The sequence below is a fragment of the Nocardia sp. 852002-20019_SCH5090214 genome (genome assembly GCF_001665865.1).
Lineage (GTDB): Bacteria > Actinomycetota > Actinomycetes > Mycobacteriales > Mycobacteriaceae > Nocardia > Nocardia nova.
Window position 1 is genome coordinate 15,489 of the sequence record NZ_LZMK01000340.1, and the last position, 16,302, is coordinate 31,790.

Sequence of the window (16,302 nt, forward strand, 5' to 3'; positions counted from 1 at the left end):
CGCATCGCGGCTGTTGGAGGCTGCCGGGGCTCCTCAGCGCGGGGTGTAGTGGATGGGCCGGTGGTCGGTGTGCTGATCGTCGATGAAGTTGGCGATGGCTTCGACGACCAGCAGGGGTTCGGTCAGCGGCAGCCAGGGATCGGCGGGCAGCTCGCGCAGCCAGAGGCGGTCGACGTCGCGGCGGATATGGGCACGCAGGCTGGGCAGGGCGGCGGTGTCGGCGCGGTCGAGGATGAGTTGGACCGGCACGGCGGTATGTTGCGGGCGCGGATGGCGCAGGTGGTGGGCGAGGTTGGCGGCGACGATGCGGGCGCCGGCCAGCAGGTCGGCGGGCCAGGTGGTGGCCTGCGGGAGGACCCGGGCGCGCAGGCGGGGCCAGTGCAGGAGGCGGCGGCCGAGAACCAGCCAGCTCAGGCGCGGGAGCCGCCACCAAGGGCTGCGGGGGCAGCGGAGATCGCGCAGCGCGAGGGCGAGGTGGTCGAGGTGGGGCGCCGACAGCGCGGTGGCGGAGGCGATGCGGGTGTTGGCGCGCGGGTCGCCGAGGGCGTACCAGAGTTGGATCGCGCCCCAGCCGTGGCCGGCGAGGTGGACCGGTGTGCGGGGGCTGACGGCGTCGAGGACGGCGAAGAGGTCGTCGGCGAGGTGGGGCAGGCGGTAGCGGTGGGTGCGGGTGGGTGCGCTGGAGCGGCCGTGGCCGCGGACGTCGTAGGTGACCACGTGGAAGCTGTCGGCGAGTCCGGTGGCGACGCGGTTCCAGATGCGATGGGTGTCGGTGATGCCGGGGATGAGCACGATGGTGTCGGCCTGGGGGTGGCCGTATTCGTAGACGGCGAGGTCGCCGCCGGGGGCGGTGACGGTGCGGTGGCGGGAGGGGGTGCGGGCTGGGTTCATCGGTCTACCTCGTGAGCGCGGGGTCGGAGCCGCTCGTACTGCCGGTACGGTCAACGGTAGCGACAGTACGCGATCGGCTGTCGGTCCGCGGACCTCGGTGGGGTATCTCCTTATTCAGCCCCCGTTTCGGCTGGTGCACGGGGCGGTCATCGATTTCGTACCGGCGGTACGTGTAACGTGGGTGCGACTGTTCGCTCGGCTGGGGAGGTACCCATGGTGTCTCGGGTCGGCCGGCGAGCTGCCGCGCCTCGGGTCACGCGGGAGGAGATCGTCGATGCGGCGATCCGGGTGATCGACCGGGACGGCCCGCAGCCGAGTATGGACGACATCGCGCGTGCGGCGGGGATGACGAAGCCGCGGTTGTATCGGCAGTTCGCGGACAAGGCGGATCTGTACACCGAGATCGCCGATCGGATGTCGCGCGACGCGTTCGCGGCCGCCGGGCAGGATATGACGTTGCTGCTGCAGCCGCCGCGGCCCGCGTTGCGGCGGGTGTTCACCGCGTATGCGGCCGGAATTCTTCAGCATCCCAATGTCTTTCGGTTTCTGATGCAGGCGCCCGTGGTGCAGACGGCGCAGGCGAGCAGGTCGGGGGGAGGGGCGGTGGGGGCGGTGCTGCAGTTCGATCTGGGGCGCGATGCGGCGCGGCGGTTCGCGAAGCTCGCGCAATCGATCGCGGAGGCGGTGCCGATCGAGACGGCGGGCCTGGACTATCTGGCGCGGGCGGTCGTCGGCGTGGTGGTGGCGACGACGGATCTGTGGCTCGAGGGGGCGGAGTCGCCGCGGCGGAGCAGTGCGGATTTCGTCGCGGAGCTGACCGAGTTGGTCTGGTCACTGATCGACGGGTTTCTGCGGCGGCAGCGGATCGTGGCGGATCCGGAGGTTCCGATTTTCAGCACGCTGGCGGAGGCGAATATCGCGCGGGAGGCGCACTGAACCCGCGTTGTTGACATGCCGCCAATAGTGCGCCAGGCTGGTGCGCGGGGCCGGTGCGGTCCGGTTCCGGGTACGAGACGAAGGAAGTAACGATGGCGCGCGCCGCGTGGAGCGACGATGAGGTCGAGGCCGTCCGGGATCTGGCGAAGACCTTTTTCGAGAAGGAAGTCCTGCCGAACGAGGAGAAGTTCGTCGCGCAGGGCCATCCGGACCGCGAGCTGTACAACCGGGCGGGTGAGCTGGGTCTGCTGTGTGCCGCGATTCCGTCCGAATACGGCGGTGGCGGTGGCACTTTCGCGCACGAGGCGGCGTTGATCGAGGCGCAGTCCTATGCCGGGGACGGTTCACTGGGTATGCCGGTGCATTCGTCGATCATCGCGCCCTACATCCATCATTTCGGGACCGAGGACCTCAAGCGGCGGGTGCTGCCGAAGGCGGCCGGCGGTGAGATGGTGCTGTCGATCGGTATGACCGAGCCGGGGACGGGTTCGGACCTGCAGAACATCAAGACCCGCGCGGTGCGCGAGGGTGACGAGTACGTGATCACCGGGTCGAAGATCTTCATCTCCAACGGCTGGCTGTGCGACGGCATCATCATCGCGGCCAAGACCGATCCGACGAAGGGTGCGGCGGGTGTGTCGCTGATCTTCGCCGAGGTGAGCGATGAGACGCCCGGCTTCCGGCGCGGCCGGATCCTGAACAAGATCGGCGGCAAGGCGCAGGACACCGCGGAGCTGTTCTTCGACGGCCTGCGGGTGCCGGCGTCGAATCTGCTGGGTGAGGCCGAGGGGCAGGGCTTCTATCAGATGATGCAGCTGCTGGCGCAGGAGCGGCTGGTGACCGCGATCATGGCGGTGTCGATGATGGAGCGGGCGGTGGAGTTGACCGTCGAATACACCAAGGGCCGTGAGGCTTTCGGCAAGCCGCTGTTCGCGATGCAGAACACGAAGTTCGAGCTGGCCGAGTGCGCGACGATCGCGCGGGTGAGCCGGACGTTCCTGGATGATGCGATCGGGAAGCATCTGCGGGGTGAGCTGGATATTCCCACCGCTGCGATGTCGAAGTACTGGCTTACCGACCAGTTGGGTATTGTGGTGGACCGCTGTCTGCAACTGTTCGGTGGCTATGGATACATGACGGAGTACCCGATTTCCCAGCTGTACACCGGTGCGCGCGTGCTGCGTATCCTCGCCGGTTCCAACGAGGTGATGAAGGATCTCATTGCCCGCTCACTCTGAGACCACGACCCAGCCGGTGCCGGCCGATGCCGATTCGGCTCGGCGGCGCCGGCTGGAGCCGGACGAACGGCGCGCGCAGATTCTGGCCTGCGCCATCGAGATGTTCGGCGAACGTCCGTATGCGGCGGTGTCGACCGCTGAACTCGCGCAGCGCGCCGGGGTGGCGCGCGGGCTGATCAATCACTATTTCGGCAACAAGCGCGATCTGTATCTGGCGGTGGTGCGGCGGATGGTGACGTTGCCGCGCGCCGATTACATGGTGATGCCGACCGGTACGCCGCGGGAGCGGGTGGATGCGAGTGTGTCGTGGCTGCTGGACACGATCAGCGGGTTGGGCAGTACCTGGGTGAAGGTGACCGGGCACGAGGGTATCGGGGACGATCCGGAGGTGCAGCGCATCCTGGACGAGGCCGACGACGCCGCGGCGGACCGGCTGCTGGAGATGGTGGGCCTGTCCGGATCGGCGCGTGACGACGAGTTGCGGGCCCTGGTCCGCGCCTACAGCGGTATGGTGAAAACCGCTGGGCGCGAATGGATTACGCGCCGCAGCTTGAATCGTGAGCAGGTGCATCATCTGCTCGCGGATGTGTTGATGGCGTTGGTGCAGACCACGTTTCCGCGGATCGAACAGGCCCGCTGACGGCGCACCCGGCGCGGCGTGGTTCTCAGCCGGGGGTGCGGGCGCGGCTGGGTTGGACGCGCGGTGGTTCGTTGGGCATCTTCGGGTAGTTCGGTGGCCAGGGGGCGTCGAGCAGGCCGGAATCGAAGTCGCGGCGCGACATTTCGAGTAGTGGCTGGATCGATTGCGGGGTGCGGTCGGCCCAGGGGTCGCCGGATGCGGCGAGCCGCTCGGGGACTGTGGCGATGGTCAGTTCGTCGGGGACGATCGCGTCGAGTGCGTCCCAGGCGATGGGGGTGGAGACCTGGGCGCCGACCTTGGGGCGCACGCACCAGGCGCCGAAGACGGTCTTGTGTGGCGCGTTCTGGTTGTAGTCGATGAAGACGCGTTGTCCGCGGTCCTCTTTCCACCAGTTGGCGGTGATCAGGTCGGGGTGGCGGCGTTCGAGTTCGCGGGCCATGGCGACCGCGGCGGCGCGGACCTGGTAGCCGTCCCAGACGGGTTCGAGGACGGCGTAGATGTGCAGGCCGCGGGATCCGGAGGTTTTGACGCGGGCGTCGATGCCGAGTTCGGCGAGCAGTTCGCGGGTGAGCACGGCGACGTGGCGCAACTCGTCGAAGCCGATGCCGGGGGAGGGATCGAGGTCGATGCGCAGTTCGTCGCTGATGTCGAGGTCGCCGATCTCGCCTTCGGTGCGGGCCGGAACGCCGCCTGCGGGAACGTGATTGGGCCAGACGTGGAAGCCGAGGCAGCCGAGGTTGACCGCCCAGAGGATGTGGGCGAGGTCGGCGGCGACCAGGGCGTCGCTGGCGGTGCCGTTGGGTGTGGAGACCTGCACGGTCTGCAGCCAGTCGGGGACCGATTTCGGGACGCGTTTCTGGAACCAGGATTTGCCGCCGGCGCCGTCGGGATAGCGTTCGAGCAGCACGGGCCGGTTGCCGATGGTGCGCAGCAGTGGTTCGGCGACGACCTGGTAGTAGCGCACGAGGTCGAGTTTGGTTTCGCCGCGTTTGCTGAAATAGATCTTGTCCGGGTTGCTGATGCGGACGGTCACGCCGTCGGCGTCGATGTCGATGGCTTCGCTCACGGCTGGGCCTGCGCTTTCGCGGCGGTGAAGACGTCGGCGAGTTCGGCGGGCGCGACCTCTTCGAGTTGGGCGTAGGTGCACGATTGCGGGGTGCGGTCGTCGCGGAAGCGGACCAGGCGCCCGCCGTGGCGTAATCGCCCGGCCATGAGGTGTTCGTAGCGGACCTCGGCGACGAGTTCGGGTCGCAGTGGTTCCCAGGACAAGTCCTTGCCGCCGGTCCAGCGGCTGATGCCGCCGGGCATCTTGCCTTCGGCCTTGGCTTGTGCGGCGGCGTCGGCCCAGTTGCGCCAGGGATGGTTGTCGAGTGCGCCTTCGCGCAGCGGTGCGAGTTCGTCGACGAGTTGTTTGCGGCGGGCGGCGGTGAAGCTGCTGGCGACGCCGACGTGGTGCAGATGGCCGTCCTCGTCGTAGAGGCCCAGCAGCAGTGAGCCGACGCCCTGGCCGTCCTTGTGCCAGCGGAATCCGGCGACGACGCAGTCGGCGGTGCGTTCGTGTTTGACCTTGACCATGACGCGTTTGTCCTGCATATAGGGCAGATCGCGGGATTTGACCATCACGCCGTCGAAGCCGGCGCCCTCGAATCGGGTGAACCAGTCCTGGGCGGTGTCGGGGTCGGAGGTGACGGGTGTGAGGTGGATGCCCTCGTGCGGGGTGTCGAGGATGGATTCCAGCAGCTGCCGGCGTTCGTGGAAGGGCCTGGTGGTCAGATCCTCGTCGCCGAGGGCGAGCAGGTCGAAGGCGACGAAGCTCGCGGGTGTTTCGACGCTGAGTTTGTTCACTCGTGAGGCCGCGGGGTGCAGGCGGTTCTGCAGGACATCGAAATCGAGGCCGTGTTCGGTGACGACGACGATTTCGCCGTCGAGGACGCATCGCGGTGGTAGCGCCGTGTCCAGCAGCCGCACCACTTCCGGGAAATAGCGGGTGAGTGGCCGGTCGTTGCGGGAACCGAGTTCGATATCGGTGCCGTCACGAAAGACGATGCACCGGAAGCCGTCCCATTTGGGCTCGTAGAGGAGGGTGTCCTCGCGGGGCAGGGCGCCGGCGGATTTGGCCAGCATCGGTTTCACCGGCGGCATGACGGGCAGGTCCACGCGATCCTCCTCGGGTCGGTCTCACCCATGCCGACGGTGCGGGCGGGAGAAATTCATCGCCCGGCACCGTCGTCATGATCGTAGGCCGAGAGCCGCATCCGCGGTCGCGGGACATTCGCCCGGTCCGGTCAGTTCTCCAGCCAGCCGTGCTGGTCGGCGAATTCGGCGAGCCGGTCGCGGATGGTGATGATCTCGCCGGCGGTGAGGGCGGGACTGGCGTCGAGCAGCAATTCGGTGATCAGCCGTTTGTGTTCGGCGGCGGTGAGCTGGCCGGTGCCGCGGCCGCGATGCCGCGGCGGTGCCGGTGTGCCGCCGACCGCGGTCAGGTTGACCGCCTTGGGTCCTCGATCACCCTCGGTGACCTCGAATTCGAATACTCGCCCCTGCCGCAGTTCGTCCTCGTCCAATCCGATGTCGTTCACGTGAACGAATACGTCCGGCCCGCCGTCTTCGGGACGGATGAATCCGAACCCCCGAGAACTGTCGAAGGACACCAATTTCCCGATCGACACCTACACCTGCTCCTCATTGCCGTCCGTGTGCGGTCACTCTATCGGTGCCCCGGAGTGGTTGTCGGTGGAAAGAGCCTTTTGCAGCGAGTTGAATACCGTCAGTCCCTGCCCGACCATTCCGTTGACCAATTCGCCGACGCCGTCGGGTCCGTTGAGGACGGTCAGATTGGCGTTGGACAGGCCGAGCGCGGCCTGTTTGACGATTTCGGGCAGCTGCTCGATCAGCAACTGGTCCAACGCGATCCGGTTGTTGGAGGCCGCGGCCTCGGCCTGGATGCGGGTGCGGTCGGCCTCGGCCTGGGCGAGTACGCGCACGCGTTCGGCTTCGGCTTGGGCGGGTTTGACGACCTCGGCCTGCAGTTGCTGTTCGCGCAGCTGTGCTTCCTTGCGGGCGCGTTCGGCCTGGGCGGTGAGCACTTCCTGCAGGGCGATGGCTTCGGCGAGGGGGCCGGCCTGACTGGCCTCGGCTTTGGCCTTGTCGATATCGCGCTGGTATTCGGCCTGCAGAATCGCGGTCTGGCGTTGATATTCCGCCTGTTTGCGCAGCGATTCCTGTTCGGCTTGGGCGGCGAGCTGGGCGGCGGCGGCCTGAGCGATCTGGGCGTCGCGCTGAACGGCGGCGTTGTGCGGTGCGGCGAGGGCGGCGATGTAGCCGAGTCCGCCGTCGTCGATGGACTGGATCTGGAACGAGTCGACCCACAGTCCGATATTGCTCATCTCCACCTTGGAGGCGACCAGGACCTCGTCGGCGAGTTTCTGGCGTTCGCGGATGATCTCCTCGACGGTCATGGAACCGACGATGGAGCGCAGATGGCCGGAGAAGATGCGCCCGGTCAGCACCGACATCTCGCGTTCCTGTTCGGACAGGAATCGTTGTGCGGCGTTGACCACGGACTGGGTGTCGTTGGCGACCTTGAAGGCGATGACCGCGCGCACGTCGAGCTGGATGGCCTGACGGGTGACGCAGCGTTCCTGGATCTCGGATTCGAACATCGCCAGCGATAGGTAGCTGACCTTGCGGAAGAACGGCATCACCCAGGCGCCGTGGCCGGTGATGACGCGGAAGGGGGCGTTGTCCTTGGCGCGGCCGCCGCTGATCAGCATGGCCTCGTCGGGATCGGGCACGTGATAGCCCAGCACTGGTGTCTCCCTTGTTATTTCGTTGTATCCCCACCCGGTCCGACATCCAGCGGGATCCACTCGACGACATCGACGATCCGGCCGGGATGCACCTCGACCACGAGTACGGTGGTGCCGGCATCCAAGGGTTCGGTGGATCGCGCGATGTACAGCTCGGTGCCCCCTCTGATCGCGACCAGGACCTCCCCGAGCATGCCTGCGCGCCGGATCGGCGATGTGAGCCTACCGGTCGAACCGAGTACCGGGTCTTCTATCGCGGGGAACTCCTTGCCGGACAACGAATGAACGGATGGAGACCAATGTAGTGCGCGCGCCGGGACCGCGCCGCGGGCGGCAAGATAACGGTGGGAACGGGCGAATCGGACGCGAAAAGTCGGAGGTTTCGATATGGCCTCCCCTGGGAACGGGGGCTGGTCAAGCGATCGGTCACCTGGCAGGCTGAAGCGGTGACCTCTCCTCCGGATATTCCTGCGGCGACGTCGGATCCCGCTTCCGACACACTCGATGCCGCGGTGTTCAAGGTAGCCGGTGTGGTCGTGCTCGGCGCGATCATGTCGATCCTGGACGTGACCGTCGTAACCGTCGCACTGCCGACGTTCCAGCACGAATTCGACACCAGCTACGCCATCGCGGCCTGGACGATGACCGGCTACACCCTGGCCCTGGCCAGCGTGATCCCGCTGACGGGCTGGGCTGCCGACCGATTCGGCACCAAACGTCTCTACATCCTGGCGCTGACGTTCTTCATTCTCGGCTCGGTGCTGTGTTCCACGGCCTGGAACATCGAGTCGCTCATCGCCTTCCGCGTGGTGCAGGGCCTCGGCGGCGGCATGCTGATGCCACTGGGTATGACGATCATGACCCACGCGGCCGGACCGCAGCGGATCGGCCGCGTGATGGCGGTCCTCGGTGTGCCGATGCTGCTGGGGCCGATTCTCGGGCCCATTCTCGGTGGCTGGCTGATCGGCAGTTTCAGCTGGCACTGGATCTTCCTGATCAACCTGCCCGTGGGTGTGGTGGCGTTGATCCTGGCGGTCGTGGTGCTGCCGTCGGACCGGCCCGAACCCTCGGAATCGTTCGACTTCCTCGGGATGCTGCTCGCGTCACCGGGGTTGGCGCTGTTCCTGTTCGGTGTGTCCTCGATTCCCGAACAGCACACGGTGGCCTCGGCGCGGGTGCTGGTGCCGGCCGCGATCGGCCTGGTGCTGATGGTCGGTTTCGTCTTCCACGCGCTGCGCACCGAACATCCGCTGATCGATCTGCATCTGTTCCGCAATCGCCAGCTGACCTTCGCCGTACTGACCGCGGTGTTCTTCGCGGTGGCGTTCTTCGGCTCCGGCCTGCTGCTGCCCAGCTATCTGCAGCAGGTGCAGGGTAAGTCGACACTGGTGACCGGATTGCTCATCGCACCACAGGGTCTGGGCGCGATGGTCACGATGCCTATCGGCGGCAAGCTGGTCGACAAGATCGGCCCCGGCAAGGTGGTGATGAGCGGTCTGGCCGTCATCGCGGTGAGCATGCTGTTCTTCACCCAGCTCTCGGCCGACACCTCGCTGCCGCTGATGTGTGTGGCGTTGTTCGTGATGGGGCTGGGCATGGGCTGCACGATGATGCCGACCATGACCGCCGCGATCCAGACGCTGACCCACGCACAGGTGGCCCGGGGTTCGACGCTGATGAACATCGTCAACCAGGCGGCCGGTTCGATCGGCACGGCGACCATGTCGGTGCTGCTGACCAACATGCTGGAGAACAAACCGCTGGCGCAGGCGGCGATCGGATCGCAGTTCGATCCGACCATCGCGCAGAAGGTGCCGCCCGAGCAACTCGACACCGGCTTCGACCAAGCGGCGACCGCCTACGCGCACACCTACATCGTCGCCCTGGTGCTGGTTCTGGTGACGCTGATCCCGGCGGCGTTCCTGCCGCGCTCCAAACCGAAACTGCCCCAGGAAGATGCCGACGCACCGGTGCTGATGGGGCACTGACCGGCGAGGGCCGCCGAGCCCTCGTTCGCCCACCGCGTTGGTGCACCGGATGCACGAACGCACCGCATGCCGTCCGGGCGTGACCTTCGGGTCCGCCCGGGCGGCATGCGTCGTTTCCGCGCTGTAGCCCGAGGCGTCTCGACACTGGTCGCTGCTGAATTGCTGCCAACGTTCCGGTGACAGTTGGATCACTTTGGATGAACCCGTGGCGTTTCGAGTTGTACGTTTGAATTCCCAGTTCAAATGCACTGACGAGCGGGTGAACGAAAGGGGCGGTCATGCCGTTGCGCAAGAGTTTGCTGGGATCGCGAACCGAATCGGTGAGTACGAAAACCGCCACGCCCGTTCGCGCCTCACTGACCCCGGAAGCGTTGACCACCGGCGGCCTGCTGCTCACCGGCGCCGGACTCGCCCTGCTCGGTCCGTTGCTCGCGGCGATGCTGATCCGCGCGAGCGGGGCGGGCCGCACCGACGCGGCGGCGACGACACCGCTGGTCCTGGCGATGCTCGCCGTGATCATCGCTGTGGCGGGCGGATTCGCCCTGTTCGTCTCGGCGTGGCGGCGGGCCCACACTCCGGCCCCGGGGCGGGTGCGCAGCGTCGCCGCGGTGCGGACGAAATCCCTGCGTTCCGAATTCGACAGTGGCGGTGGGCTATGAGTATCGCCGATATCGAACGGGCCCGGCCCGATCGGCTGCGGTGCCGGCAACTGCGGATGCGGGCCGTGGTCGTGAACGAGTCCGGTTGCCGGGACGCGACCGAGGTGCTGCTGGAACGGGCGTATCGCCGCTGGTCGGGTCGCCCGGACTGCGATCATTTCCCGCCTGTGCAGCGCTGGCGCGCCGTCGAGCCGGGGTATCTGGACGGCGCCGAGTTGCTGCCCGGCTCGCTGATCTGCGCCGCGGCGGCGGGCCATCGTCCGCGTATTCGTGATTTGTCGCTGGGAGTGCAGGCCGCACTCGTACTGCATTCGGGATGTCCGGCGCTGGTCGAGGAGACGGCTCTGCCGGGCTCGGGCCGCGCGGTGCTCGCGTCGGGGCCGCGGCTAGGTCTGCTCGTCTCGGTCTACGGTTTGCCCGAGGACGATATGACGCTGGCCGAAAGCGTGCTGGCCGGATACGTGGGGCTGGGCGCGCTGGAAGTGGTGGAACGGTTCTCCCGGTGGCTGCCCGACAATGCCTTGCGCCCAACGGTATCGGTCCCCGCGCGTGCCGTGGGGACCGATCCGCGTGCCGTGGCGTGACCGCCCTCAGCTCGCCTGGGCCGGTTCGGGTTGCGCAGCCGGTTGCGCCGCGCGGTGTCGCAGCAGGATCAGGCCCAGCAGGGCGGCCGCGAGACTGAAACCGGCGCTGATCCATGCTCCGTAGGACATGGCGGTGGTGAACGCCGACTTGGCTGGTTCGCCGAAGCCGAGGGCGAAGGCGTTGCCGATGTTCTCGCGCGCCGCGTCGGGGGCATCGGCGGGCATGTGCGAGGTGAACACGCCCGCCAGCACACTGCCGAGCACCGCGATGCTGACCGCCATTCCGACCTGCTGGATGGTGTCGTTCATCGCCGAGCCGACACCGGCGTGTTCGAGCGGGATCGCGCTCATGATCGCGGCATAGGCCGCGGGACCGGCCAGACCGCCGCCGATACCCATCACCAGCATGGAGGCCAGCACCCACGCGTAGCTGTCGGCGTTGGCGAGGATGACGAAAGCCCCCGCCATCACCGCCAAGCCCACGACGATCAGGGTCTTGTTGCTCAGCGTCTTGCCGAGCGTGGCGCCCAGTCCGTTGCACACCGTCGCGGCCACGGCGTACGGCAGCAGTGCCAGCCCGGCTTTCATCGGGCCGTATCCGAGGACGAACTGCAGGTACTGGGTGAGCATCAGCATCACCGCGCCCATGCCGAACACCATCAGCAGCAGCGTCAGGCAGGTGCCGGTGAAGTCGCGATTGCGGAACACCGCCAGCGGCAGCATCGGATGCGGGGAGCGGTATTCCCAGTAGGTGAATCCGGCCGCGGCCACCACCGCGAGTGCGATGACGGGGATGTTCCATTCGCGTTCGATGATCACGTAGACGGTCGCGGTGAGCGCCGCGATCGACAGCAGCACCCCGACCAGGTCGACGGGGCGTTGCTGCCCGTAGGTTTCGGGCATCAGTACCACCGCGGCGATGATCGCGACGATCGCGACGGGGATGTTGAGCAGGAAGACCGACCCCCACCAGAAGTGCTGCAGCAGAAAGCCGCCCATGGTGGGGCCGAGCACGATGCCGACCATGGACACCGTGGACCAGCCGGCCATCGCCTTGCGGCGTTCGTCCTCCTCGAAGGTCGTCATCAGGATCGACAGTGTCGAGGGCATGAGCAGCGATCCGCCGACGCCCATGGCGGCGCGGGCGGCGATCACCTGCCACGGTTCGTCGGCCAGGACGGCCAGCAGTGACGCCGCGCCGAATACCGCGAGTCCGGTGATGAGCATGCGGCGGCGGCCGAACCGGTCGGACAGGCTGCCGGCGGTGAGCAGGAGTCCGGCGAAGACGAGGACGTAGGCGTCGAGGATCCACTGGATGTCGGAGGGGCTCGCGCCCAGTTCCCGGATCAGTGACGGAATGGCCAGGTTGAGGACGGTGCCGTCGATCATCAGCACCAGCAGGGACAGGCAGAGCACGCCCAGGATCCACCAGCGGCGGGGATCGCGCGGGGTCGTCTCCGCGGGTTCTCGTACAGTGTTCGATTCCACTCGAGCAGCGTACGATAAACTCGAACAGTGTGCGAGGCAATTACAGTGGTGCCGTGACCAAACCGTTCAGCTCGGTGTGGACGCGGCAGGCCCGCCCGCCCAGGAGGTCGGGGCTGACCCGCGAACAGATCGTCGCGGCTACTGTGGAACTGCTCGATGCCGACGGCCTCGAGGCGCTGAGCATGCGCAAACTCGGCGCCCGCCTCAATGCCGGCGCGACCAGTCTCTACTGGTATGTGGCCAACAAGGACGAACTGCTGGAATTGGCGCTCGACGAGGTCTGGGGCCTGGTCAAGATCCCCGATCCCGACCGCACGAGCTGGCGGGAGGTGTTCACCACCTTCGCCTACAGCCTGCGCGCCACGATCCGCTCCCATCCGTGGGCGGCGAGTCTGCTCGGGCAGCTGCCCAGTGTCGGCCCCAACGCCTTCGCGCTCACCGACCGGCTGCGCCGCACCTGCCTGCGGGCCGGATTCGACGGCACCGACGTCTATCTGGCCAGCGCCCTGGTGATGAGTTTCATTCTGGGACAGGTGATTCCGGAGTTGACGTACCGCAAGGCCGTCGGCGGTGAGGTCGACCACCAATCGGTGCTCGCCTCGATGGACCAGCTGGCCGCGGACTACCCGCAACTGCGAGCCGACTACCGCGACGCGCTACCGCAGGATCCGGAAGTCGCGCGAGCGCTCGCATTCGACTTCGGGCTGGTCTGTGTCCTGGACGGGATGGCCGCGCGCCTGGGTGAGGCACCCACGGCCGATCTGGGCCGCCCCGGCCCGGCACCGGATACCGAGCAGCCGCACCCCGGCACTCAGCGGCGCACCCGATAACGCAGGTGGGTGACCCGGCTGCCCGCCACGACGACCGGATCCTCCAGCAGCTGCGGTGCGGCGCCGAGATGATCGAACATCGGTGTGCCGCCGCCCAGCAGCACCGGCACCAGATCGATCCAGATCTCGTCGAGCAGTCCGGCCTCGAGCGCCTGGCGCGCCATCGTGCCGCCGTTGACGCCCACCGCCCGGCCGCCGGCGAGGAGGGCGGCGCGCTCGACGGCGGCCTCGATACCGTCGGTGACGAAGGTGAACGGCGCCCCGGGATGGGAGTCGATCCATTCCTGCGGAATGTGGTGGGTGACAACGACTATCGGCCGGTCGAACGGATGCACGCCGCCCCAGCCGTCGGTGAGGTCGAACAGCCGGCGCCCGACCACGAACACGCCGACCGCGTCGAGGTAGGCGCTGACATGGTCGTAGTCGACGTCGGTCAGCGAGAACCGCACCTCCGGATGGGTACTGGGGTAGGTTCGGTCGCCGGCCTCGTACCACGCGAACAGATGCTCGAATCCGGACTCGTCCGGCCCGGCGATATATCCGTCGAGGGACATGCTCGCCCCGCACACCACTGTCGCCATCTGTTCGCTCCTTCGGCTCTCGCGCCGGACCCGGCTCTCACCGAGACAGACGGCAGCCGCGCCCGGAAATCATCGGCGCCGGGGCGGGAGTCAGTCGCGATACATCGACCGGTAGGCCCCGATCACCGCGACCAGATGGTTCACCACCTGCTCGCGGTCGGCGCGCAGGGAGCCGTTGAGCCAGGCCGCGAACAGTCCGGCATTGCCCGAGGCCATGGTGACCGCCGCCATCCGCCGCCGCATCGGATCGCCGATATCGGTGAACAGGTGATCCTGGATGAGCCGGGTGAACGTCGGCATCACCGCGATGGTGGTCTGGCCCAATCCGGTGCTCGAATACGGTTCGACCAGAAACAGCCGCGATTTGCGGGGATCGGCCAGGACCTTGTCGACCAGCACCGTCGCCAGTTCGCGGTCGCGGTCGGGGTCGGCGGCCGCGGCGAAGGAGGTCATCGGTTCGCGGAAGTCGTCGGCGACCTGCCGGTAGAGCACGTCGAGCAGATCGTCGCGGCCGGTGAAGCTTTCGTAGAAGTAGCGGTCGGTCAGGCCCGCGCGCCGGCACACCGCGCGCATGGTGACCGCGCCCGCGCCGGCCTCGCCGATCAGGTCCAACGCGGCCTCCAGCAACGCGGTCCGGCGCGCCTCGCGGCGTTCGGTGAGCGTGGTACCACCCCAGATGCGGGTGTCGTTGTCGGCGGAGTCCTGACCTGTTCGCACGTTCCCGAGCCTAACGGGTGGGTTCAGCCCAGGATTTCGTCGACATAACACCAGCGCCATTTCTCGCCGGGCTCCACGCTGCGCATCACCGGATGCGTCGTGGCGTGGAAGTGCTTGGTGGCGTGATTGCCGACCGAGGAATCGCAGCAGGCGATATGCCCGCAGGTCAGGCACATGCGCAGATGCACCCACGTCAGCCCCTCGGCGACGCATTCGGAACAGTAGTCCGGGTGGTCGGGGGTGTGGGTGTGCGGGGCGGCGACGAGATGTTCGCAGCCGCCGGAGACCGGGGCCGCGAGCGGACCGGCGGCCTCGTCATCGTCGGCCTCGCTGATCCGGTCGATCGTGGACTCTTCCAGATCGATCGTGGTCATCACCTGCTCGAGGACTTCGTGATCGATACCGCCGCCGTCGCGGGCGCGCAGCACCGCCTCGCGTTCGGCGTGCAGCATCACCAGGCGCAGCCGCCGGTATTCGCCGCTCGGGGTGACGCGCACCGATTCCGCGCGCCCGAGTTGCTCCCACGCCGCGTGGGTGCGCCGCGCGACCCGGTCGCGCAGGCTCGCCACCACCTCGGGTGGGGTTTCGGGGGCGACCGCGTCGTCGAGGGCCTCGAGTCCGGCGGCGGTGGCCTGCTGCAGCAGCGCGGCCTCCTGCAGGGCGTCCTCGGCGCGGCTGGGACCGCGCAGTTGCAGCAGCCGCACCAGCGCGGGCAGCGAAATACCTTGCAGCAGTAGCGTTCCGCCGACCACGACGAGGGCGAGCAGTTTCAGTGTCGCCAGCTGCGGGGTGTCGTCGGGCAGCAGGGTGGCCGCGGCGAGGGTGACCACGCCGCGCATCCCGGCCCACGCCACCACCGCGGGACCGGTCCACGCCGGTTTGGGATTGCCGCGGGGGCGGCTTTCGACGAACCACGAGAAGTAGGTGGCGGGGAAAACCCAGATCGGGCGCACCACGATGACGGTGACCAGCACCGCGAGGGCGGTGAACACGATGGTGGCGTGGTCGAGCCCGCTGTTCCAGGCGTCGTCGACGATATGGCGCACCTGCAGGCCGATCAGCAGGAATACCGCGCTCTCCAACAGGAATTGGATCGTGCGCCAGTTGGTGCGCTCGGCGACGCGCGAGGCCGCCGACTGCCACACCGGGGCACCCTGGCCCAGGATCAGACCGCACACCACCACCGCGATCACCCCGGAGGCGTGCGCGGCCTCGGCGGGCAGATAGGCCGCGAACGGCGCCAGCAGCGACACACCCGTGTCCAGCACCGGATCGGTGATGCGGCGTCGCACCAACACCAGCACCGCGGCCGCGGCGATGCCGATCACCGCGCCGCCGGCGGCCGCGTAGACGAAGTCGCCGCCGGCCTGCCACACGCTGAAACTGCCCGCCATCGCCGCGATCGCGGTGCGCAACGCCACCAGCGCGGTGGCGTCGTTGAACAGCGATTCGCCCTCGAGCAGGGTGACGATGCGCCGCGGCATCCCGACCCGGCGGGCCACCGCGATGGCGGCCACCGCGTCCGGCGGCGCGACGATCGCGCCGAGGGCGACCGCGGCCGCGAACGGCACCGGCAGCAGTCGCCACACCACCGCCGCGACCGCGAAGGTGGTGGCCAGTACCAGCCCGACCGAGAGCAGGGTGATCGAGACCTTCTTCGGTTTGAATTCCAGCAGCGAGGTGCTGATCGAGGCCGTGTACAGCAGCGGTGGAAGCAGGCCCAGCAGCACCCACTCCGGATCGATATCGATCTGCGGGACGAACGGCAGGTAGGAGGCGACGACCCCGGCGACGGTGAGCAGCAGCGGTTCGGCCATGCCGATCCGGCGGGCCAGCGCCGCCAGCGCGACCGCCACGGCGAGCACGGCCACAACCCCGAACGCGATATGCACCCGCCCATCGTGCCAGTTACGCCTGGTCGCACGCGCATCCGGGCACCGG

Annotated in this window: 17 protein-coding genes; 7 read left to right on the forward strand and 10 right to left on the reverse strand. The window is 67.9% G+C overall.

Going from position 1 to position 16,302, the window contains the following annotated elements; translation table 11 throughout:
* Nucleotides 1–33 precede the first annotated feature (33 nt).
* Complete coding sequence (locus A5780_RS26675; protein ID WP_063015072.1) at nt 34–891, reverse strand: alpha/beta fold hydrolase; 858 nt, start codon at nt 889–891, stop codon at nt 34–36.
* A 213-nt stretch (nt 892–1,104) separates the two neighbouring features.
* Here A5780_RS26675 and A5780_RS26680 point away from each other — a divergent pair, with 213 nt between their 5' ends.
* The 3 genes from A5780_RS26680 (at nt 1,105) to A5780_RS26690 (ending at nt 3,705) form a co-directional block, all read left to right on the forward strand.
* Nucleotides 1,105–1,827 carry a TetR/AcrR family transcriptional regulator gene (locus A5780_RS26680; protein ID WP_064907006.1) on the forward strand — a complete coding sequence of 241 codons (723 nt, stop codon included), beginning with the start codon at nt 1,105–1,107 and terminating at the stop codon, nt 1,825–1,827.
* Between the two features lie 92 nt (nt 1,828–1,919).
* Nucleotides 1,920–3,065, forward strand: coding sequence for an acyl-CoA dehydrogenase family protein (locus A5780_RS26685; RefSeq protein WP_063015076.1), 1,146 nt, complete (start codon nt 1,920–1,922; stop codon nt 3,063–3,065).
* The gene (locus A5780_RS26690; RefSeq protein WP_051755639.1) at nt 3,049–3,705 is read left to right on the forward strand and encodes a TetR/AcrR family transcriptional regulator; all 657 of its coding nucleotides are present in this window, start codon (nt 3,049–3,051) and stop codon (nt 3,703–3,705) included. The genes A5780_RS26685 and A5780_RS26690 overlap by 17 nt, the downstream gene beginning before the upstream one ends.
* A gap of 25 nt (nt 3,706–3,730) precedes the next feature.
* Here the strand turns inward: A5780_RS26690 and A5780_RS26695 are convergent, their stop codons facing one another.
* The 5 genes from A5780_RS26695 to A5780_RS26715 all read right to left on the reverse strand — a co-directional run bounded on the left by A5780_RS26695 (nt 3,731) and on the right by A5780_RS26715 (nt 7,708).
* Complete coding sequence (locus A5780_RS26695; protein ID WP_064910002.1) at nt 3,731–4,771, reverse strand: DNA polymerase domain-containing protein; 1,041 nt, start codon at nt 4,769–4,771, stop codon at nt 3,731–3,733.
* Nucleotides 4,768–5,862, reverse strand: coding sequence for an ATP-dependent DNA ligase (locus A5780_RS26700; RefSeq protein WP_197521878.1), 1,095 nt, complete (start codon nt 5,860–5,862; stop codon nt 4,768–4,770). The genes A5780_RS26695 and A5780_RS26700 overlap by 4 nt, the downstream gene beginning before the upstream one ends.
* 128 nt (nt 5,863–5,990) lie before the next feature.
* Nucleotides 5,991–6,374 (reverse strand): cold-shock protein, encoded by a 384-nt coding sequence (locus tag A5780_RS26705; protein ID WP_063910793.1) that lies wholly within the window; start codon nt 6,372–6,374, stop codon nt 5,991–5,993.
* Nucleotides 6,375–6,407: 33 nt separating this feature from the next.
* A complete protein-coding gene (locus A5780_RS26710; RefSeq protein WP_082941099.1) occupies nt 6,408–7,514 on the reverse strand; it encodes a flotillin family protein in 1,107 nt (368 codons plus the stop codon).
* 14 nt (nt 7,515–7,528) lie between these two features.
* Nucleotides 7,529–7,708: a hypothetical protein gene (locus tag A5780_RS26715; protein ID WP_104362599.1), complete on the reverse strand. Its 180-nt coding sequence runs from the start codon at nt 7,706–7,708 to the stop codon at nt 7,529–7,531.
* A 252-nt stretch (nt 7,709–7,960) separates the two neighbouring features.
* Here A5780_RS26715 and A5780_RS26720 point away from each other — a divergent pair, with 252 nt between their 5' ends.
* The 3 genes from A5780_RS26720 to A5780_RS26730 all read left to right on the forward strand — a co-directional run bounded on the left by A5780_RS26720 (nt 7,961) and on the right by A5780_RS26730 (nt 10,745).
* Nucleotides 7,961–9,502, forward strand: coding sequence for a DHA2 family efflux MFS transporter permease subunit (locus tag A5780_RS26720; protein WP_064910004.1), 1,542 nt, complete (start codon nt 7,961–7,963; stop codon nt 9,500–9,502).
* A 278-nt stretch (nt 9,503–9,780) separates the two neighbouring features.
* The gene (locus A5780_RS26725; RefSeq protein WP_063015080.1) at nt 9,781–10,161 is read left to right on the forward strand and encodes a hypothetical protein; all 381 of its coding nucleotides are present in this window, start codon (nt 9,781–9,783) and stop codon (nt 10,159–10,161) included.
* Nucleotides 10,158–10,745 carry a hypothetical protein gene (locus tag A5780_RS26730; RefSeq protein ID WP_064907010.1) on the forward strand — a complete coding sequence of 196 codons (588 nt, stop codon included), beginning with the start codon at nt 10,158–10,160 and terminating at the stop codon, nt 10,743–10,745. Before A5780_RS26725 ends, A5780_RS26730 begins: the two co-directional genes overlap by 4 nt.
* A gap of 6 nt (nt 10,746–10,751) precedes the next feature.
* On the opposite strand, the gene A5780_RS26735 is transcribed toward A5780_RS26730, so the two are convergent.
* Nucleotides 10,752–12,233: an MFS transporter gene (locus A5780_RS26735; protein ID WP_064910006.1), complete on the reverse strand. Its 1,482-nt coding sequence runs from the start codon at nt 12,231–12,233 to the stop codon at nt 10,752–10,754.
* 53 nt (nt 12,234–12,286) lie between these two features.
* Here A5780_RS26735 and A5780_RS26740 point away from each other — a divergent pair, with 53 nt between their 5' ends.
* Nucleotides 12,287–13,063 (forward strand): TetR/AcrR family transcriptional regulator, encoded by a 777-nt coding sequence (locus tag A5780_RS26740; RefSeq protein ID WP_051755675.1) that lies wholly within the window; start codon nt 12,287–12,289, stop codon nt 13,061–13,063.
* On the opposite strand, the gene A5780_RS26745 is transcribed toward A5780_RS26740, so the two are convergent.
* The 3 genes from A5780_RS26745 to A5780_RS26755 form a co-directional block, all read right to left on the reverse strand.
* On the reverse strand, nt 13,045–13,644 hold the full coding sequence (locus A5780_RS26745; RefSeq protein ID WP_064910008.1) for a dihydrofolate reductase family protein: 600 nt from the start codon (nt 13,642–13,644) through the stop codon (nt 13,045–13,047). The genes A5780_RS26740 and A5780_RS26745 overlap by 19 nt on opposite strands.
* A gap of 90 nt (nt 13,645–13,734) precedes the next feature.
* Nucleotides 13,735–14,361 (reverse strand): TetR/AcrR family transcriptional regulator, encoded by a 627-nt coding sequence (locus tag A5780_RS26750; RefSeq protein ID WP_030514473.1) that lies wholly within the window; start codon nt 14,359–14,361, stop codon nt 13,735–13,737.
* 23 nt (nt 14,362–14,384) lie between these two features.
* On the reverse strand, nt 14,385–16,253 hold the full coding sequence (locus A5780_RS26755; RefSeq protein ID WP_064910011.1) for a Na+/H+ antiporter: 1,869 nt from the start codon (nt 16,251–16,253) through the stop codon (nt 14,385–14,387).
* Nucleotides 16,254–16,302: the final 49 nt, after the last annotated feature.

What these genes read in the sequence shown, in the direction of transcription:
- A5780_RS26745 (WP_064910008.1), bottom strand. Translation starts at nt 13,644, where the DNA reads ATGGCGACAGTGGTGTGCGGGGCGAGCATGTCCCTCGACGGATATATC.
- A5780_RS26680 (WP_064907006.1), top strand. Translation starts at nt 1,105, where the DNA reads ATGGTGTCTCGGGTCGGCCGGCGAGCTGCCGCGCCTCGGGTCACGCGG.
- A5780_RS26725 (WP_063015080.1), top strand. Translation starts at nt 9,781, where the DNA reads ATGCCGTTGCGCAAGAGTTTGCTGGGATCGCGAACCGAATCGGTGAGT.
- A5780_RS26675 (WP_063015072.1), bottom strand. Translation starts at nt 891, where the DNA reads ATGAACCCAGCCCGCACCCCCTCCCGCCACCGCACCGTCACCGCCCCC.
- A5780_RS26685 (WP_063015076.1), top strand. Translation starts at nt 1,920, where the DNA reads ATGGCGCGCGCCGCGTGGAGCGACGATGAGGTCGAGGCCGTCCGGGAT.
- A5780_RS26715 (WP_104362599.1), bottom strand. Translation starts at nt 7,708, where the DNA reads ATGCTCGGGGAGGTCCTGGTCGCGATCAGAGGGGGCACCGAGCTGTAC.
- A5780_RS26730 (WP_064907010.1), top strand. Translation starts at nt 10,158, where the DNA reads ATGAGTATCGCCGATATCGAACGGGCCCGGCCCGATCGGCTGCGGTGC.